The following is a 14,968-nucleotide window of genomic DNA, read 5'->3' as shown; positions in this document are numbered from 1 at the left end:
AAAACGTTTGCAAAACTTGTTAGCCAACTATACATTATGATAAGTGAATATTACTTTTTTTAGATATAATCATTGATAATGAATGTTGATTTGGTTGATGGTTTTAAGATAATTTTGTTTTAAGATATAAAGAAATAGAGCGTATTTTCTTTTTGATGTTTTGATCAAGTTATTTATAAAATAGAATCTTACAAAAAGACATGACTAATCTTTTTGTATACGATATAACCTCAATAGAGGATATACTAAAATTATACAAACTCAACCCAACCCAACCAATGTGCCGCTACATACTGCTGTCTGTTTTTTTCTCAATTTCCTGTTATGCCCAAAATACTAATATTTCTAACACAACAATAAATACTTGTGATGCAATAATATATGATGATGGAGGGCCATCTGGAGATTATACTGAGACTAATTATACTATGACCGTATGTGCTGCAACGGGTACTGACCTATACTTTACCATAAATGCATTGAGATTAGGAAGTAATACTTTTGGTTCGGATACTGATGATTTAATTATTTATGAAGGTAGTGATACCACCGGTGCTGTATTATTTGACTCTAACACGAATTCTCCTCAAAATATATATGATACTAATGCAACTTGTATAACCATTCAGTTTATTGCTATTTCTCCTGGGGTGTTTGAAACTGAAGTAGCCGATGGTTTTGAGATAGTGATAAGTTGTACGATACCGGAGACCTGTAATGATGGGATATTAAACAATGGAGAATTATTTGTGGATTGTGGTGGTCCTAATTGTACTCCTTGTATTAGTACAGATGTTTGTGAGGGAAGCATAGTTTCTAATGGTGATTTTGAAACTACAATTAGTGTCGTTTGTGGTGCCGCTCCAGACACAGGATTCGGAAGCACTAATCAAATACCAAGACTTTGGTACGATCAAACCCCGGTAGAGAATTGGTTTGGTACCGCTATAAGAATTGATAATGATATTAGTTTTCCTACTTCAGATTATTTTGCTAATTGTACGAATACTGGATCAATAGGTTGCATGGATGGATCTGGGTCAGTAGGATACTGGGCTCATTTTAGTGGAGGACAACAATCAGAATATATTCAGACATTATTAAATGAACCTCTAGAAGCAGGAGAAGAATATTGTATTTCTATTAGAGCTTCTACAAGAAGAGGAAGGACAGAAGGAGGGGCAGATACCGATAAGTTGGCTTTTTGGTTTCATAATAACACCTATGCTTCAGGAAACGGATTTGTCGAATATGATAATGATAATGGTGGACAAACTTTTATGGGTACGGGCTCTCTTGTAAATGGTTCCCCTCAAGTCATTAATCCAAGTGGACAAATGATTACAGAGGAATGCCAGGATTTTAACTATAGTTTTTGTGCAGATGGCGGAGAGCAATACTTAATGGTTGGTAATTTTACTCCTGGAGATTCAGATTCAGGACAGGCTGAATATGTTTCTGTGGATAATTTGGTGGTTCGTAAATCTTGTCCTTTAAGTTTTGATATGGTCATAAATGATGGCGGAGGAACAACTAATTGTACAGGGTCTTGCATTACGTTAACGGCAGCACCTTCTAACCAGGGTGGAGGTTGTGAGGTTACCAATGATTTTACGTATCAATGGTTAGAAGACGGTGTCATATTGCCTGGTGAAACCAATGATACTATAGAAATCTGCCCGAGTGGAAGCAATGTTACCTATACCGTACAGGTTACTTATAATGCAGGATGTAGATCAATAACACTTCCATTTGATTATGAGGTGAATTGCTGTAATTCTAATGCGGGAGGTGATGGAACATTGGATAACTGTTCATCTGATACTATAGTAAATTTATTCGATTTATTATCAGGAACCCCGGATACCGGCGGAATATGGAGCGGTCCAAGTGTACTAACTAATGGAGATCAAGGAACCTTTGACCCTTCGATAAATACATCTGGGATATACACATATACTGTTAGTGGTACAAACTGTTCTGATGCCGCCAATATAGAGGTAACAATTAATGATACTCCTGAATTAACTATAGAATCTATAAACTGCTCTTCAGATGGTTCTACCTATAATGTTGCTATTACACCAAATCCTAATACGGCTAATATCACAACTAGTTCAGGAACTGTATCGGGTAATGCAATAATAGATATACCATCAGGAGTAAATATTACTATTTCACTGGATAACAATGGATGCAATGATTCTTTTGATATTACATCTCCTGATTGCGGAGGCTGTGGGGTGATAAACAACCCTACTAATCCCAATAACCCAACAATTTGTGAGGGAAGCCTTTCTATAGAACTAACCGTCGAAGTTCCCGCAGGAATTGAAGTGAATTGGTATACCTCGGAGACAGAAGTTACACCGGTATTTACGGGTATTCCTTTTACCCCTGCTCAAACAGATCCTGGGGAGTATACATACTATGCAGAAGCATTCGAAAGTGCAACGAGTTGTTCTAGTAATCGTATTCCGGTCACATTAACAATTTTGGCTAATCCCATAGTGGATGTTGTTACTGATATAGAAGTTTGTGAACGCTATATTTTACCTTCCTTAACCGTTGGAAATTATTATACAGCTACTAATGGAGGTGGTTCACTTCTTAATGTTGGAGACGAGATTATTACTAGTCAGACCATATATATTTATGCGGAGTCGGGTACCACCCCTAATTGTAGCGATGAAGCTGTATTAAATATTACAATAAATCCACTGCCAAATCCGATTGCCCCAGTAAGCGATTCTGATCAGTTTTGTGGAAGCTTCCCTCTGCCACCGATAATTGCCGAACAAAGTTATTTTACCGGACCTAATGGTACAGGTAATCAATTAAACCCTGGAGATCTTATAGTTTCTAGTCAAACGCTGTATTTACAAGAAATTAGTGCAAGAGGCTGTATCAGTGAAGTCGAATTCTTTGTCAATATAACAAATGAAGGAGAAGTGGAATTACCATCAGGAGGTATTTGCATCGATGCTTCTGAGGATGATAGCTTTATTGTTTTGGATACTTTTTTAAGTACTGATGACTATTCTTTCGAGTGGACTTTTAACGGAACTATAATCCCTGAAGAAATTGACTCAAGTATTATAGCCACGGAACCAGGAGAGTATATGGTAACCTTTACTAATAGTTCTTCAGCTGCTTGTTCAGGAGTAGCAACTACTAGTATTGAAGCGATAACTGGTCCTGAAGATTTAATTTTGGAATTGTCTTTTGGTCAGTTTGCAAATAACAACAGTATTATCGCAACTGTGATTGGTTCCGGACAATATGAATACAGTTTAGATGGAGGCCCTATACAGGATGATAATGTTTTTCAGAATGTATCACTTGGGCTTCATCAAGTTACGGCATTTGATAAAAATAATTGTGGAGAGATCACAAGAGAAATTTTTGTTATAGGTTTTCCTGATTTTTTTACACCCAATAATGATGGTAATCATGATTATTGGAATGTGATAGCTGATTTTGACATACCGGATATGGATATATTTATATTTGATCGATACGGAAAACTTCTCGCACAAGTAGACCCCAATGATCCTTTAGGTTGGGATGGAACGTATAACAACATAAATCAGCCGGCAACAGACTATTGGTTTACCGCTCAATACAAAGATGGTTCTGCAAGCTATCGAGGTCACTTTTCATTAATACGATAAAGCACAAACTTTTCTTACTTAACACACAAAACTAAAATGAAATTTTTAACGGGAATATTTAAAGTTTGGGTCGTATTATGTTGGGGAGTTACAACTGCACAAGAAGGTTTACCTATATATTCTGATTATCTAACAGATAATTATTACTTATTGCACCCATCTATGGCTGGGGTTGCTAATTGTTCGCAGATACGTTTAACAGCACGTAAAAATTGGTTAGGTCAGGGTGAATCCCCTGGATTAGGTACAATAAATTATAACGGTAGAGTAGGAGATCAATCAGGAATTGGTGTAATTGTGTATCAAGATAAGAACGGATATTATTCCCAGACCGGAGGGTATCTGACATACGCCCATCATTTAATGTTTTCCAGAAGCGAAGCGGATCTTAATATGCTTTCCTTTGGTCTCAGTGCAGGTTTAATTCAGTACAGGCATGATCAAAGTAGTTTTGTAGCGGATGGGGACTTATTGGTATCAGGGTTTACACTAAGTTCAAGTAATTTTAATATTGATTTTGGATTCTCTTATCATTTATATAATTTCTATGCTCACGTAACTGCTAAGAATATACTAGAAAACTCAGGAGTTAATAAAGATTTACAAATCACTAGTAACCTAAGGAATTATCTTGTGTCTATTGGCTATGAAATAAGTAAACGCAATAGTGACTGGACCTTCGAACCTTCTGTTCTGTATTCATATCGAGATGGAATTAAACAATCTTCTATAGATTTTAATATAAAGGCATATCACGATATGGATTTTGGAAAATTATGGGGAGGCTTGTCTTACAGAAGAAGTTTGGATGCTGTAGAAACTTTTGACGGAACGGATTTCAAAAGCCAAAGTCTAAATTACATAACTCCTTTTATAGGAGTTAATTTCAAAAAACTTCTGATAGCATATACATATTCATATCAATCAAATGATGTAGTTTTTAATAATGGAGGCTTTCATCAAATAACTTTGGGTCTTGATTTTTCTTGTAGACCGAAGAGATATGCATGTTACTGCCCTGCTGTAAATTGAATGGTAGCTTCTTAATCATGGATAATCAAAACATATGGTGTTATTGATAGCTTTACTAAATACTATTTTGAATTTCATATCAATAATGATAAGTGTTTTTTGTTTTCTGTTTTAGAAAAGGGAAAAACCCCCTATAAAATCAGTTAAATCCCTGGGTTAGTTTCTTGTGTTTGAGGAAATAAATATTGAACTTTATAACAACAACCAAAACCAATATTTTTTCACACTAAACAAATCACTCTTATGAACCTAAACACTAAATTTTCTGCACCTTCGGGGGTGGATGAACGAATCTTCTTTTCAGAAATTTCAAAGATATTTACTACCTGTGAGCTCTCAAAAAAACTAATCATTGGGATCTACTTGATTAAGGAAAATAAGTTTTTGTATTGTAATAAAGTTTTCGAAAAAGTTTTTGGCCATAATGCTCAAAGATTGATCGATGAGGGGTGGGATTTTTGGTATTCTATTATAGCTCCCAATGAGTTATCCATGATTAAGAATAAAGTATACAATTTTTTCTCTACACCATTAGTTCGTGATATATTAACACTGCAATATCATATTATAGACTCGGATGGGAATTCGATTAGTCTAAAACACGAAATCCTGGTGTATAAGCTAAAAGGGAAAGTATTCGCCATAAACTATTTTTTTGATGAGTCCGAAAAAGAACAAATAGAACGTTGTCTACAGGTTCATGGAGGGCATAGAGGAAGTGGTTTTTTTAAAGATCACCTGATGACAATATCTTCTAGGGAAAAACAGGTTTTAAAACTTATTGCCGATGGCTTCTCTTCTAAACAAATAGCTGATAAACTTTTTATAAGTAATCATACAGCTATATCGCATCGTAAACATCTCATTCAGAAATTTCAGGTAAAAAACACGGCACAATTAATAAAAGAAGCGTCAAAAGTGTTAGAACTTTGATTTTAAGAATTATTTAACCTGTTGTTAACGAATTATTTATAAGAATAAAATCACCATTTTTAGGGATTGTATTACTAGATTATTTTTTGAAAATTTGATACTCTTGACAGTTCAGTTAAATCAACTGAAAAGAATGCGAAACAATTTTAGTGGCAATTTCTGCCTTGTGTAATCTTGATTTGTCTCCCCACAAATCATTCAAAAAATAGTGCTTGTTTTTATGATTGGGATGGCCCTAAAATTACTAAGGGATGAACTGAGTGATTATGTTTTCCGAAATAGAAGACCGGGAGATTCAATTACTCAGGATGATATTATTCTACATAATATCGCCTTAATGGATAGTGATAATCAAGGTGACTTAAATAATAAAGTTGTCATCACCCTGGTAAATACTGAAGAAGAAAGTACATTAAAAAATAGAAGTAATGTTCTTAAAACCTCTAATGGTGTTAAATATATAGAACCTCCGGTTTTTTTAAACCTATATATACTAATATCGACAACATTGGGTCAGGATCTGCAGGATGCCTATGAATTTGCATTACATAGACTTTCGATTGTTGTCCAGTTTTTTCAGACTAAGAAAAGTTTTACAGTAAAAAATTCTCCTTTTAATACAATCTCTAATGATACTAATATCCCTGAAGAGAAAAAGGATGAAATAAGGCTTAATGTAGAACTGTATACATTAACCTTCGAACAGATTAATCATTTATGGGGTTCCTTAGGAGGTAAACAAGTACCCTTTGCAATGTATAAAATTAGACTAGTTAAGATTCAAGAGAACACTAGAACTATTGCTCCGGTTATTGAAGAAATTAGAAATGATTCATTTGTAAATAAAAATAACTAATATGAGCTACACGATCATTTTTAAAAGGCTATTCGAAGTTCATATACTACATGATTATTTTTTAACAACGGCTGACGGAGTTTCTTTTTTTAATAAAAACGAAGCTGAAAAAGAAAATTTAATTACGAAAAAACTTGATCTGGATGCCTATGATGTTAAGAATTTATTTGAGATAGAACCAGTAGGAAGCACCAAACAAGTCTTAAGTAACTATAAATTGGTTACTGCTAAGACTTCCTTGGGCTTTATGGTAGGAGTTCAGATAACCGTAGAAAATAAATTAGGAGTAACATTATATAAACCAAATCTAAAGATTGATGATGATGTTAATCTTACCTTCTCGGTAAAACCTAGTGCCTCTTTTTTTAAAAGTATCACGAATATTAGTCTAAGATCTTCACTTCCTTCCATCTATTATTTTACCAATAAAGACAAACAAGTGTTTGATGAAACTACGGTACCAGCATATACATCACTTCCTATTTCTAATCAAGCAATTGTTCATGAAGATGGTCGGTTATATGAAATGGGGGCATTGATAGATTTCTCAGGGACAATTAGAGAGGCAGTTCAATATACAGATGGTAGTGATGCTAATCATTGGGTTGATATTGATGATAAACGATATGTTAATGATGCTGATAGAATATTGTTGCCACACGAGTTTGCTTATAGATTTCAATTAACGCAAAATGCCACAGACGTAGAATTTGTATTACTAGATCAAAGCGATAATGAGATAAAAACTATTACTAAGACAAATCCTGCCGAAATTTTGGATAGTGTTTTATTGAATTTTGTAAAAGTTGATGAGAATGATAATATGTCTGATGATATTCCTTCTGGGTTTTACAAATTAAAAGTCAGAATAAATGGCGGCCCGGAAATAGTGCATTCCATTTATCTAAATAATGATCTTTATGACAAGAATTATTTTGCGATAATAGATATTCGAATGGATGAAAAAGACTCACCTTTCAGTCTTATAGATAATGAAGGATTTCTCAAAACACGAATTGATGCCGCAGATCAAAAAATAAAACATCCGGTTTTTGAAATTAGATTTAAAAATAGAAGTACCTATTGGCGATACAATAAAGAAGGAGATTTTAGTCCTGCAGAAGTAACCGCTACATCTTCGTTTTTAGATCATGAACCAGAAAAATTAATATCCCAAAAGCCTAAAGCACTAACCGCAGCCCTTGTTCCCTTCCAGAACGGAAGTTCATTGATGTTACCGCATCCCAGAATGCCTTCCATCAAAGTGGAGAAAGATAGAATCTTCTCAGAGATCTTTATTAATCAATCAAACAGATTATTGAATAATTAAATGGAACTTTTTATAAAAATGATATTATGAATTACAAAACACCAGGAGTTTATATAGAAGAAATTCCAAAACTTCCGCCATCGATCGCACAGGTGGAAACCGCTATTCCTGCTTTTATTGGTTATACAGAAAAAGCCAAGGATGAAAGGACAGGAGAAGAGTTGTTGTTAGAGCCAAAAAGGATACGTTCTTTGTTAGAATACGAGCGACTTTTTGGGATGCCAGCTGTAGAAGAAGGATTATCAGTGGTAATCAATGGCCTGGCTACTCCGCCTATTATACAAGCAGCTATTGATCCAACAAAGGAATCAAAGTATAAAATGTATTATGCTCTTCAAATATTTTTTGCAAATGGGGGAGGACCTTGCTGGATTGTTTCCGTAGGAGATTATCAAACTAAATTAGTTGATGATGGTGCGCTTACTGATGGACTTAATGCAACGGAGAAAATAGATGAAATCACGCTATATGTTTATCCTGACGCGCAAGGTTTGGATAATGCAGGAATTTTCTATGGGCTCTTTAATCTAACCGTAGCAATGTGCGAAAAGCTGAAAGATCGCTTTACAGTAATGGATATTTGGATGGATTCTGCTTTAGAACCTAATTCCATAGACAATGTTGGCCCTATGAGGTCAATAACCGGTTCTGAAGAAAATAAGCTGAAATACGGAGCTATATACTTTCCTAATATAGAGACTACCTTAAATTACTATTACGGAGGAGAAGGAGATGGGGATGCTAATGTAATAATTGATGGAACAGGAGTATCTGCAGGTGACCTAGCTTCATTAAAATCCGAAAATAACACGTTGTATTTTCAGGCACAGAATGCACTAAGAAACTTGCCGATGCAAATGCCACCATCTCCGGCAGTGGTAGGTAAGTATGCTGATGTGGATAATTCAAGAGGAGTCTGGAAAGCACCTGCTAATGTAAATATAGATCTTGTACTAAGACCTTTGTTGAAGGTTACAGATGAGGAACAAGAAGGGTTAAATGTTGATTCCAATTCTGGTAAATCTGTAAATGTGATTCGCTCATTTGTAGGCAGAGGTCCTTCTATAATATGGGGAGCTAGAACACTTGCGGGGAATAGCAATGAATGGCGTTATGTTTCTGTAAGAAGGTTCTTTAACATGGTAGAAGAGTCAGTAAAGAAAGCAACTATCCAGTTTGTTTTTGAACCAAATGATCTTAATACCTGGACTAGAGTAAAATCCATGATCGATAACTTCTTGGTACAGCAATGGAGAGCTGGTGCCTTAATGGGAACCACTCCAGAACAAGCATTCTTCGTGAAAGTTGGATTAAATGAAACTATGGACGAAGTGGATATCTGGGAAGGTCGAATGATCGTAGAGATAGGAATGGCAGTAGTAAGGCCAGCAGAATTTATCATTTTAAGGTTCAGCCATAAAATGTTATCTGAATAAATCAATAAACATTAAAAATATTTAATATGGCCAGTAAGAATAATAACGATGGTAGTAATCTTCGCAATGCTGATACAGTGATATGCGAAAGCCTACAGGTCGTTAAAAGCGATATGAAGACCGCAGAGAGTATGTATGATGCAAACGAGATACTCAGACAATCAAAAAGAGCAGCTCGGAGATATAAAGTATGTGGTCTCGATAAAGCCGAAGAATCTCATGGAGTATATCAGGATATTCTAAGTTGTGTAACCATCGGAAGCTATAAAAAGACTCAAATCATTCAGAGTAATGTAGATGAATATATTACGAAGGATGATGAAATCGAAACACTAATCAAAGACACTTCTAAACTGCTTAATGAAATGCGTGTTAAAATAGAAGATGCACATAATGCAGCTTGTGCTATGTCCAATTGTTTTGAGAATAAGATTTTACCTAAGACAGGAAAATCCACAAAAGATGGTGAAAAAGCAGATGTTCATGGGGATTTGCACGATATTTTGCAAAAGACCAAAGATCTTAATGAAAAAGGACAAAACGCCTTTGAATCTGCGGTAGCCATAGCTGGTGTTCAGACATTTACCAATACCCATAGCCTTAAAGAGTTTGCTACAAACTTAGCAACTGCTATGAAAAACTTCAAAGATACTGTAGAGAGTAATATAGCATCTACTTCTACAGAAGTAGTACAGTGTAGAGGTGAACTTACCACTATTGAGGAAGAACTTGCACAAATAGTTTGTGATAAAAAGGCTGAAGGTGTTAAAAAAGAAGGCCTGGAAGGTGTTAAGGATTTTGTTTGCGAAGGAAAATACAGTTGTGATTTATTGAATGTATGTAGCGAAGTTGTGAACTGTTATGATTCTGATTACGGAGGTTATGATGTAAGAAAAAAGCATCGACATCAACACAGACAAACTAAAGACAAGGATTAGTATTTATCAATAATTAGAAAAAATAATACTCATGATAGATTTTTTAAGAGACAATGCATGCTGTTATGATAGCGATAGTAGTGATCCGGAAACCAGAGACTGTCTGGATTTATGGAAAGAACAATTAGAGCAAGTAAGTATAGAATGCACTAAAAAAAGCGCCACAACTGCCAAGGATGAGGAGGAATACCAAAATTCTCTAGGATGGCAAAACAGACTTAAAAACTGGGAAGAGATAATTAAAGATACGGATGAAAAAGCCGACATTATTGTAAACGAACTAAAATTCTTTTTAGATCAAACCACAATAGTATGTAATAATTCAGAAGTTGCCACAGAAGAACTGGGTAAACTCTTTGGGTTAGTCAAATGTATTTTTGATTGCTTTTTTACATACGAAAATAATAAACCAGGCCTAAAAGATAAAATCAGTGATTTTAAGAAAGCCGTAGAATGCCTTAAAAATACAAGTGATGAAGATAAGGCGGAGGTAATTGCGTGTATAGAAGACTATGAACAAAAAATAATCTTGGTTTGTGATATGCTGGATGCAGTTTTGACCAAACTTATGGAAACTTTTAAATGTGCCAATCTTTTATGTAAATCAATATGTGGAGATGGAGGTTTAGAAGATAAAATAGAAGGTCTACAAAGCATCTTTAAAGAAGGTAATGATATGGATGACTGTGGTGATGATCATGATGGTCATAATGGTAATGGAGATGATGACGATGATGACGATAAAGCCAAAAAACGCAAAAAGAAACCACGTCATGATCATCATTATTCATATCCGTGTGATGATACAGTTGTAAAACCAATGCCTGTATTCCCGATTAGTGAAAGTGATTATTATAAAAATATCGAAAGTGACCTAGCTAGAGCAGTTCATAAAACTATTGAATTGAAAGATGATTGGGTATCAAGTAAAGAACAAAGTGATAGATGTTTGTCTCAAAAAACAAGCCTTATCGAAGCTATCAGCGCGGCAGAAGCGGCGGAGAAAGCATAATTATTTTTTAAAATTAAAATAAAAACTAAAAAGAAAAAATATGGCAGCAATAGGAGATTATCCACTACCAAAGTTTCATTTTCAAGTAGAATGGGGTGATGGTTTTCGTATCGGATTTACAGAAGTTAGTGGATTAGACTTTGAGACAGAAGTTATAGAATACAGAGAAGGAAGTAATAAGAAGTATAATAAAACAAAACAACCTGGACTTACTAAGTACAGTAACGTTACCCTAAAAAGAGGAACATTCCAGGGTGATTTTGACTTCTTTACCGAGTGGCAAAAAACCTATCAATTTCAGGAAGGTAATAACACAGGTTCTGTATATAGACGTCCAGTGACTATCAAATTATTGGATGAAAATCATGAACCAATTATTACCTGGGTACTGGAGAACGCTTGGCCAAGTAAAGTTCAATCAACAGATCTTAAAGCGGACGCTAATGAAGTAGCAATCGAAACTATGGAGTTAGTTCATGAAGGGTTAAAAATCCAGGAGGCTAATTAGTGTTTTTATAAATATAGGATCAGTTTAGATGTATCAAATAGTAGGTTTTCATTTCAGAGTGTCTTTTCAAAACTTGCCTGAAGGTAAAGATGTTGATGTACAGTTTCAGTCAGTATCAGGATTAGATGTTCAAATCGAAAAAGAATCCTTAAAAGAAGGAGGTGAAAATAGATTTGAACACAGTCTCCCTGGTAGGCGTAAGTATACAACATTAACGCTAAAAAGAGGAATCATTAAACCTAAAGATTCAGGTTTAACCTCTTGGTGTCAGGATGCTTTTCAAAATTTAATTGTTAAACCGATTAGTAATGTAAATGTAGAGCTGTTAAATGAGGATCACGATACACTTATGCATTGGCAATTATCACATGTATGGCCTGTTAGTTGGAAAATAACTGAACTCAATGCAGAAAGAGGAGAAGTGCTTATTGAAACCTTTGAACTCAACTATAATTATTTCAAGCTCGTAGCAGCAAGTTAAAAAAGTAAAATTATGCCATTAGAAATTCGGGAATTAATTATCAGGGCTACTGTAAATCAAAGCGGTAATACAGGTGGTGCAAATAATGCATCTGGAAATAGTGGCAAGGAATCTCAAATAGATAGAATTGTTGAGAAGGTTTTTGAAATATTAAAAGAAAAATCTGAAAGATAATGGAGGATAGTGGACAATTAGCAAAGATTACAATTGAGGCTTTTGACAATGAAAATTTTGCAGCTAGTTCAAAATCGGATATTACACCTAATCCAATTTATTTACCCATAAACCCTGAGAGTTTTACACAGAATTTTAAAGTAGAATTTAATCAGGAACAAGGACAAGGTAATCAGAGTACAGACTCAAGATATTCTGGTACTAAACCAGAGGAACTAAAGTTGGATTTCATTTTTGATGGTACCAACAGTATTCAGGGGTATAATTCTAAACTAGATAAAAATTTTGTTAGAGACCAGACTTTTGAAGAATCACCATTGTCTGTAAAAGAACAACTAAAGATTTTCATGAATACAGTTTATGATATGAATGGAGATATTCATAAACCACATTTCTTGAAAGTGAAATGGGGTGATGGTTTTAAGTTTCAATGTATTCTATCTAACCTGGATTTAAATTATACACTTTTTCAATCTAATGGAGAACCATTAAGAGTTAAAGCAAGTGCTACTTTTTTAAATTACATCGCACAGGAAGAACGCGTTGCACGAGAAAGAAAAAGCTCACCGGATTTAACCCATGCCAGACAGGTAAAAGCTGGAGATCGATTAGATAATATGGTATATGATATATATAATAATAGTAAATATATTACTCAGGTTGCAAAGGCAAATGGTTTAACATCCTTCCGTAAAATTACCCCAGGGCGAGAATTGGTTTTTCCGCCAATTGATAAGACAAGTTCATAAAATGATAATTGTACAAATTCCATCTGACTTAAAAAAAGAGATAACGGATGAATGATAGAGAGATACCAGTAGAAACAACTCATAATGTTACAACGCATGATATTATTATCGATGGTCAAGTAGTGGATCAGGGATATCAAGTGTTATCTATTTCTATTTCAAAAGAAATAAATAGGATACCAACAGCTAAGATTATTCTTAGAGATGGTGATTCTGCAGCAGAAACTTTTAAAATTAGTGAAGAAGAAGAGTTTTTACCTGGAAAGTCAATCGCAGTTAAACTTGGGCGTGATAGAGAAAACGAGCAGTTATTTAAAGGTATTATTATAAAACATGCAATAAAAGTATTACAAAGTGGAGAAACACGGCTAATTCTTGATTGTAGAGATGAAGCTGTAAAGATGACCCTAGGAAGACATAATTTTTACTATGAAGAGCGCAAGGATAGTGAAATTATGGAAGAAGTTATTGGTAGATATTCAGGATTAAGTAAAGATGTAGAAGCAACTAATCTTAAACACCTGGAAATGGTTCAATACCATACAACAGATTGGGATTTTTTACTAACTCGTGCAGAGGCAAATGCTAAATTGGTAATGGTTGATGATGGAAAGATAAATGTAAAAGCACCAGAAACAAATGAAGATGCCGCAATAGCGGTTTTGTTTGGGTCCACACTTATTGATTTCGAAGCAGAAATGGATGCCAGAAACCAATGGAAATCTGTGGAAGCTAAGTCTTGGGATTATGGAGGGCAGAACTTGTTTCAACATACCACTGATAGTGTTCCAATCAATGAATTAGGAAATGTTGATGGTCAAAACCTTGCTGGATCGATTAGTCCCTCAACATATGAACTAAGACATTCAGGACAAGCCATTGAAGAAGAATTACAAGAATGGACAAAATCTACTATGCAACGAAGTAGATTGTCTAAAATACGAGGTAGAGCAAAGTTTATTGGTTTTGGAGAAATCAAACCTGGACAATTAATAGAATTACAAGGGGTAGGCAATAGGTTCAATGGTAAAGCCTATGTTTCTGCAGTACGACACGATATATATGAAGGATCTTGGTTTACTCAAGCACAGTTTGGATTAGATCCTGATTGCTTTGCTCATATTAATAAAGATGTTACTGATATACCGGCATCAGGATTGTTACCCGCAATTAACGGATTACAAATTGGTAAAGTTGTACAGTTACAGGATGATCCGGAAGGAGAAAATAGAATCCTGGTTCGATTACCAATTATAGATAATTCTGCAAGAGGCGTATGGGCCAGAATAGCAACTTTAGACGCTGGTAGTGCGGATGACGGAGTAGCGGGAAGAGGTTCATTTTTTCTACCAGAAATTGAAGATGAGGTTATTATTGGTTTTATAAATGACGACCCTAGAGATGCGGTTGTATTAGGAATGTTGCATAGCAGTGCTAAACCAGCACCTATAGAAGCACAAGATGTAAATCACGAAAAAGGTTTTGTAACCCGTTCCGGGATGCGATTACACTTTCATGATGATACCAAAACGATCACTATAGATACTCCTGCAGGGAATAGTATAACCTTAGACGAGGATACTACATCTATTACTATACAGGATCAAAATGATAATATAGCCAAGTTTGACCCTAATGGAATCGAAATTAATAGCCCTGGTGATATAAAAATTGAAGCATCAGGAAATATAGATATAAAAGCAGGAATGAATATGACACTTGAAGCGACACAAATTTCTGCTACGGCTCAGGCCAGTATGGAAGTTAAAGGAGCAACAACATCAGTTTCTGCAGATGGAATAACAGAAGTAAAAGGATCTTTAGTCAACATAAACTGATAAAAAT

Annotated in this window: 13 protein-coding genes; all 13 read left to right on the top strand. The window is 34.9% G+C overall.

Annotation, left to right across the window (positions count from 1 at the left end):
* Positions 1-278 precede the first annotated feature (278 nt).
* Positions 279-3,674 (top strand): T9SS type B sorting domain-containing protein, encoded by a 3,396-nt coding sequence (locus tag J8M14_RS00880; protein WP_211072460.1) that lies wholly within the window; start codon positions 279-281, stop codon positions 3,672-3,674.
* Between the two features lie 36 nt (positions 3,675-3,710).
* Positions 3,711-4,706 carry a type IX secretion system membrane protein PorP/SprF gene (locus tag J8M14_RS00875; protein ID WP_211072459.1) on the top strand — a complete coding sequence of 332 codons (996 nt, stop codon included), beginning with the start codon at positions 3,711-3,713 and terminating at the stop codon, positions 4,704-4,706.
* Between the two features lie 243 nt (positions 4,707-4,949).
* Positions 4,950-5,639 (top strand): helix-turn-helix transcriptional regulator, encoded by a 690-nt coding sequence (locus tag J8M14_RS00870; protein ID WP_211072458.1) that lies wholly within the window; start codon positions 4,950-4,952, stop codon positions 5,637-5,639.
* A 220-nt stretch (positions 5,640-5,859) separates the two neighbouring features.
* The gene (locus J8M14_RS00865) at positions 5,860-6,495 is read left to right on the top strand and encodes a DUF4255 domain-containing protein (protein ID WP_211072457.1); all 636 of its coding nucleotides are present in this window, start codon (positions 5,860-5,862) and stop codon (positions 6,493-6,495) included.
* A gap of 1 nt (position 6,496) precedes the next feature.
* Positions 6,497-7,825: a hypothetical protein gene (locus tag J8M14_RS00860; RefSeq protein ID WP_211072456.1), complete on the top strand. Its 1,329-nt coding sequence runs from the start codon at positions 6,497-6,499 to the stop codon at positions 7,823-7,825.
* A 26-nt stretch (positions 7,826-7,851) separates the two neighbouring features.
* Positions 7,852-9,261, top strand: coding sequence for a phage tail sheath family protein (locus tag J8M14_RS00855; RefSeq protein WP_211072455.1), 1,410 nt, complete (start codon positions 7,852-7,854; stop codon positions 9,259-9,261).
* 26 nt (positions 9,262-9,287) lie between these two features.
* On the top strand, positions 9,288-10,199 hold the full coding sequence (locus tag J8M14_RS00850; protein WP_211072454.1) for a hypothetical protein: 912 nt from the start codon (positions 9,288-9,290) through the stop codon (positions 10,197-10,199).
* Positions 10,200-10,230: 31 nt separating this feature from the next.
* Positions 10,231-11,211 (top strand): hypothetical protein, encoded by a 981-nt coding sequence (locus J8M14_RS00845; RefSeq protein WP_211072453.1) that lies wholly within the window; start codon positions 10,231-10,233, stop codon positions 11,209-11,211.
* 40 nt (positions 11,212-11,251) lie between these two features.
* Positions 11,252-11,719 carry a phage tail protein gene (locus J8M14_RS00840; protein WP_211072452.1) on the top strand — a complete coding sequence of 156 codons (468 nt, stop codon included), beginning with the start codon at positions 11,252-11,254 and terminating at the stop codon, positions 11,717-11,719.
* A 28-nt stretch (positions 11,720-11,747) separates the two neighbouring features.
* On the top strand, positions 11,748-12,200 hold the full coding sequence (locus J8M14_RS00835) for a phage tail protein (RefSeq protein WP_211072451.1): 453 nt from the start codon (positions 11,748-11,750) through the stop codon (positions 12,198-12,200).
* Positions 12,201-12,212: 12 nt separating this feature from the next.
* Positions 12,213-12,374: a DUF5908 family protein gene (locus tag J8M14_RS00830; RefSeq protein WP_211072450.1), complete on the top strand. Its 162-nt coding sequence runs from the start codon at positions 12,213-12,215 to the stop codon at positions 12,372-12,374.
* Positions 12,374-13,123, top strand: a complete 750-nt coding sequence (locus tag J8M14_RS00825; RefSeq protein WP_211072449.1) for a hypothetical protein — start codon at positions 12,374-12,376, stop codon at positions 13,121-13,123. Before J8M14_RS00830 ends, J8M14_RS00825 begins: the two co-directional genes overlap by 1 nt.
* A gap of 47 nt (positions 13,124-13,170) precedes the next feature.
* Entirely contained in the window at positions 13,171-14,961 is a 1,791-nt protein-coding gene (gene vgrG / locus J8M14_RS00820; protein WP_211072448.1) for a type VI secretion system tip protein VgrG, read from the top strand.
* Positions 14,962-14,968 lie beyond the last annotated feature (7 nt).

It is taken from the genome of Aquimarina sp. MMG016 (assembly GCF_018100805.1).
Classification (GTDB): Bacteria; Bacteroidota; Bacteroidia; order Flavobacteriales; family Flavobacteriaceae; genus Aquimarina.
The sequence above is the reverse complement of the archived record's forward strand: the minus strand, read 5'-3'. Positions and strand labels throughout refer to the sequence as shown.

Bases quoted from the DNA above. Each gene is read 5' to 3' on its own strand.
- J8M14_RS00880 (WP_211072460.1), top strand. From the start codon at position 279: ATGTGCCGCTACATACTGCTGTCTGTTTTTTTCTCAATTTCCTGTTAT.
- J8M14_RS00875 (WP_211072459.1), top strand. From the start codon at position 3,711: ATGAAATTTTTAACGGGAATATTTAAAGTTTGGGTCGTATTATGTTGG.
- J8M14_RS00870 (WP_211072458.1), top strand. From the start codon at position 4,950: ATGAACCTAAACACTAAATTTTCTGCACCTTCGGGGGTGGATGAACGA.
- J8M14_RS00865 (WP_211072457.1), top strand. From the start codon at position 5,860: ATGATTGGGATGGCCCTAAAATTACTAAGGGATGAACTGAGTGATTAT.
- J8M14_RS00860 (WP_211072456.1), top strand. From the start codon at position 6,497: ATGAGCTACACGATCATTTTTAAAAGGCTATTCGAAGTTCATATACTA.
- J8M14_RS00855 (WP_211072455.1), top strand. From the start codon at position 7,852: ATGAATTACAAAACACCAGGAGTTTATATAGAAGAAATTCCAAAACTT.
- J8M14_RS00850 (WP_211072454.1), top strand. From the start codon at position 9,288: ATGGCCAGTAAGAATAATAACGATGGTAGTAATCTTCGCAATGCTGAT.
- J8M14_RS00845 (WP_211072453.1), top strand. From the start codon at position 10,231: ATGATAGATTTTTTAAGAGACAATGCATGCTGTTATGATAGCGATAGT.
- J8M14_RS00840 (WP_211072452.1), top strand. From the start codon at position 11,252: ATGGCAGCAATAGGAGATTATCCACTACCAAAGTTTCATTTTCAAGTA.
- J8M14_RS00835 (WP_211072451.1), top strand. From the start codon at position 11,748: ATGTATCAAATAGTAGGTTTTCATTTCAGAGTGTCTTTTCAAAACTTG.
- J8M14_RS00830 (WP_211072450.1), top strand. From the start codon at position 12,213: ATGCCATTAGAAATTCGGGAATTAATTATCAGGGCTACTGTAAATCAA.
- J8M14_RS00825 (WP_211072449.1), top strand. From the start codon at position 12,374: ATGGAGGATAGTGGACAATTAGCAAAGATTACAATTGAGGCTTTTGAC.
- vgrG (WP_211072448.1), top strand. From the start codon at position 13,171: ATGAATGATAGAGAGATACCAGTAGAAACAACTCATAATGTTACAACG.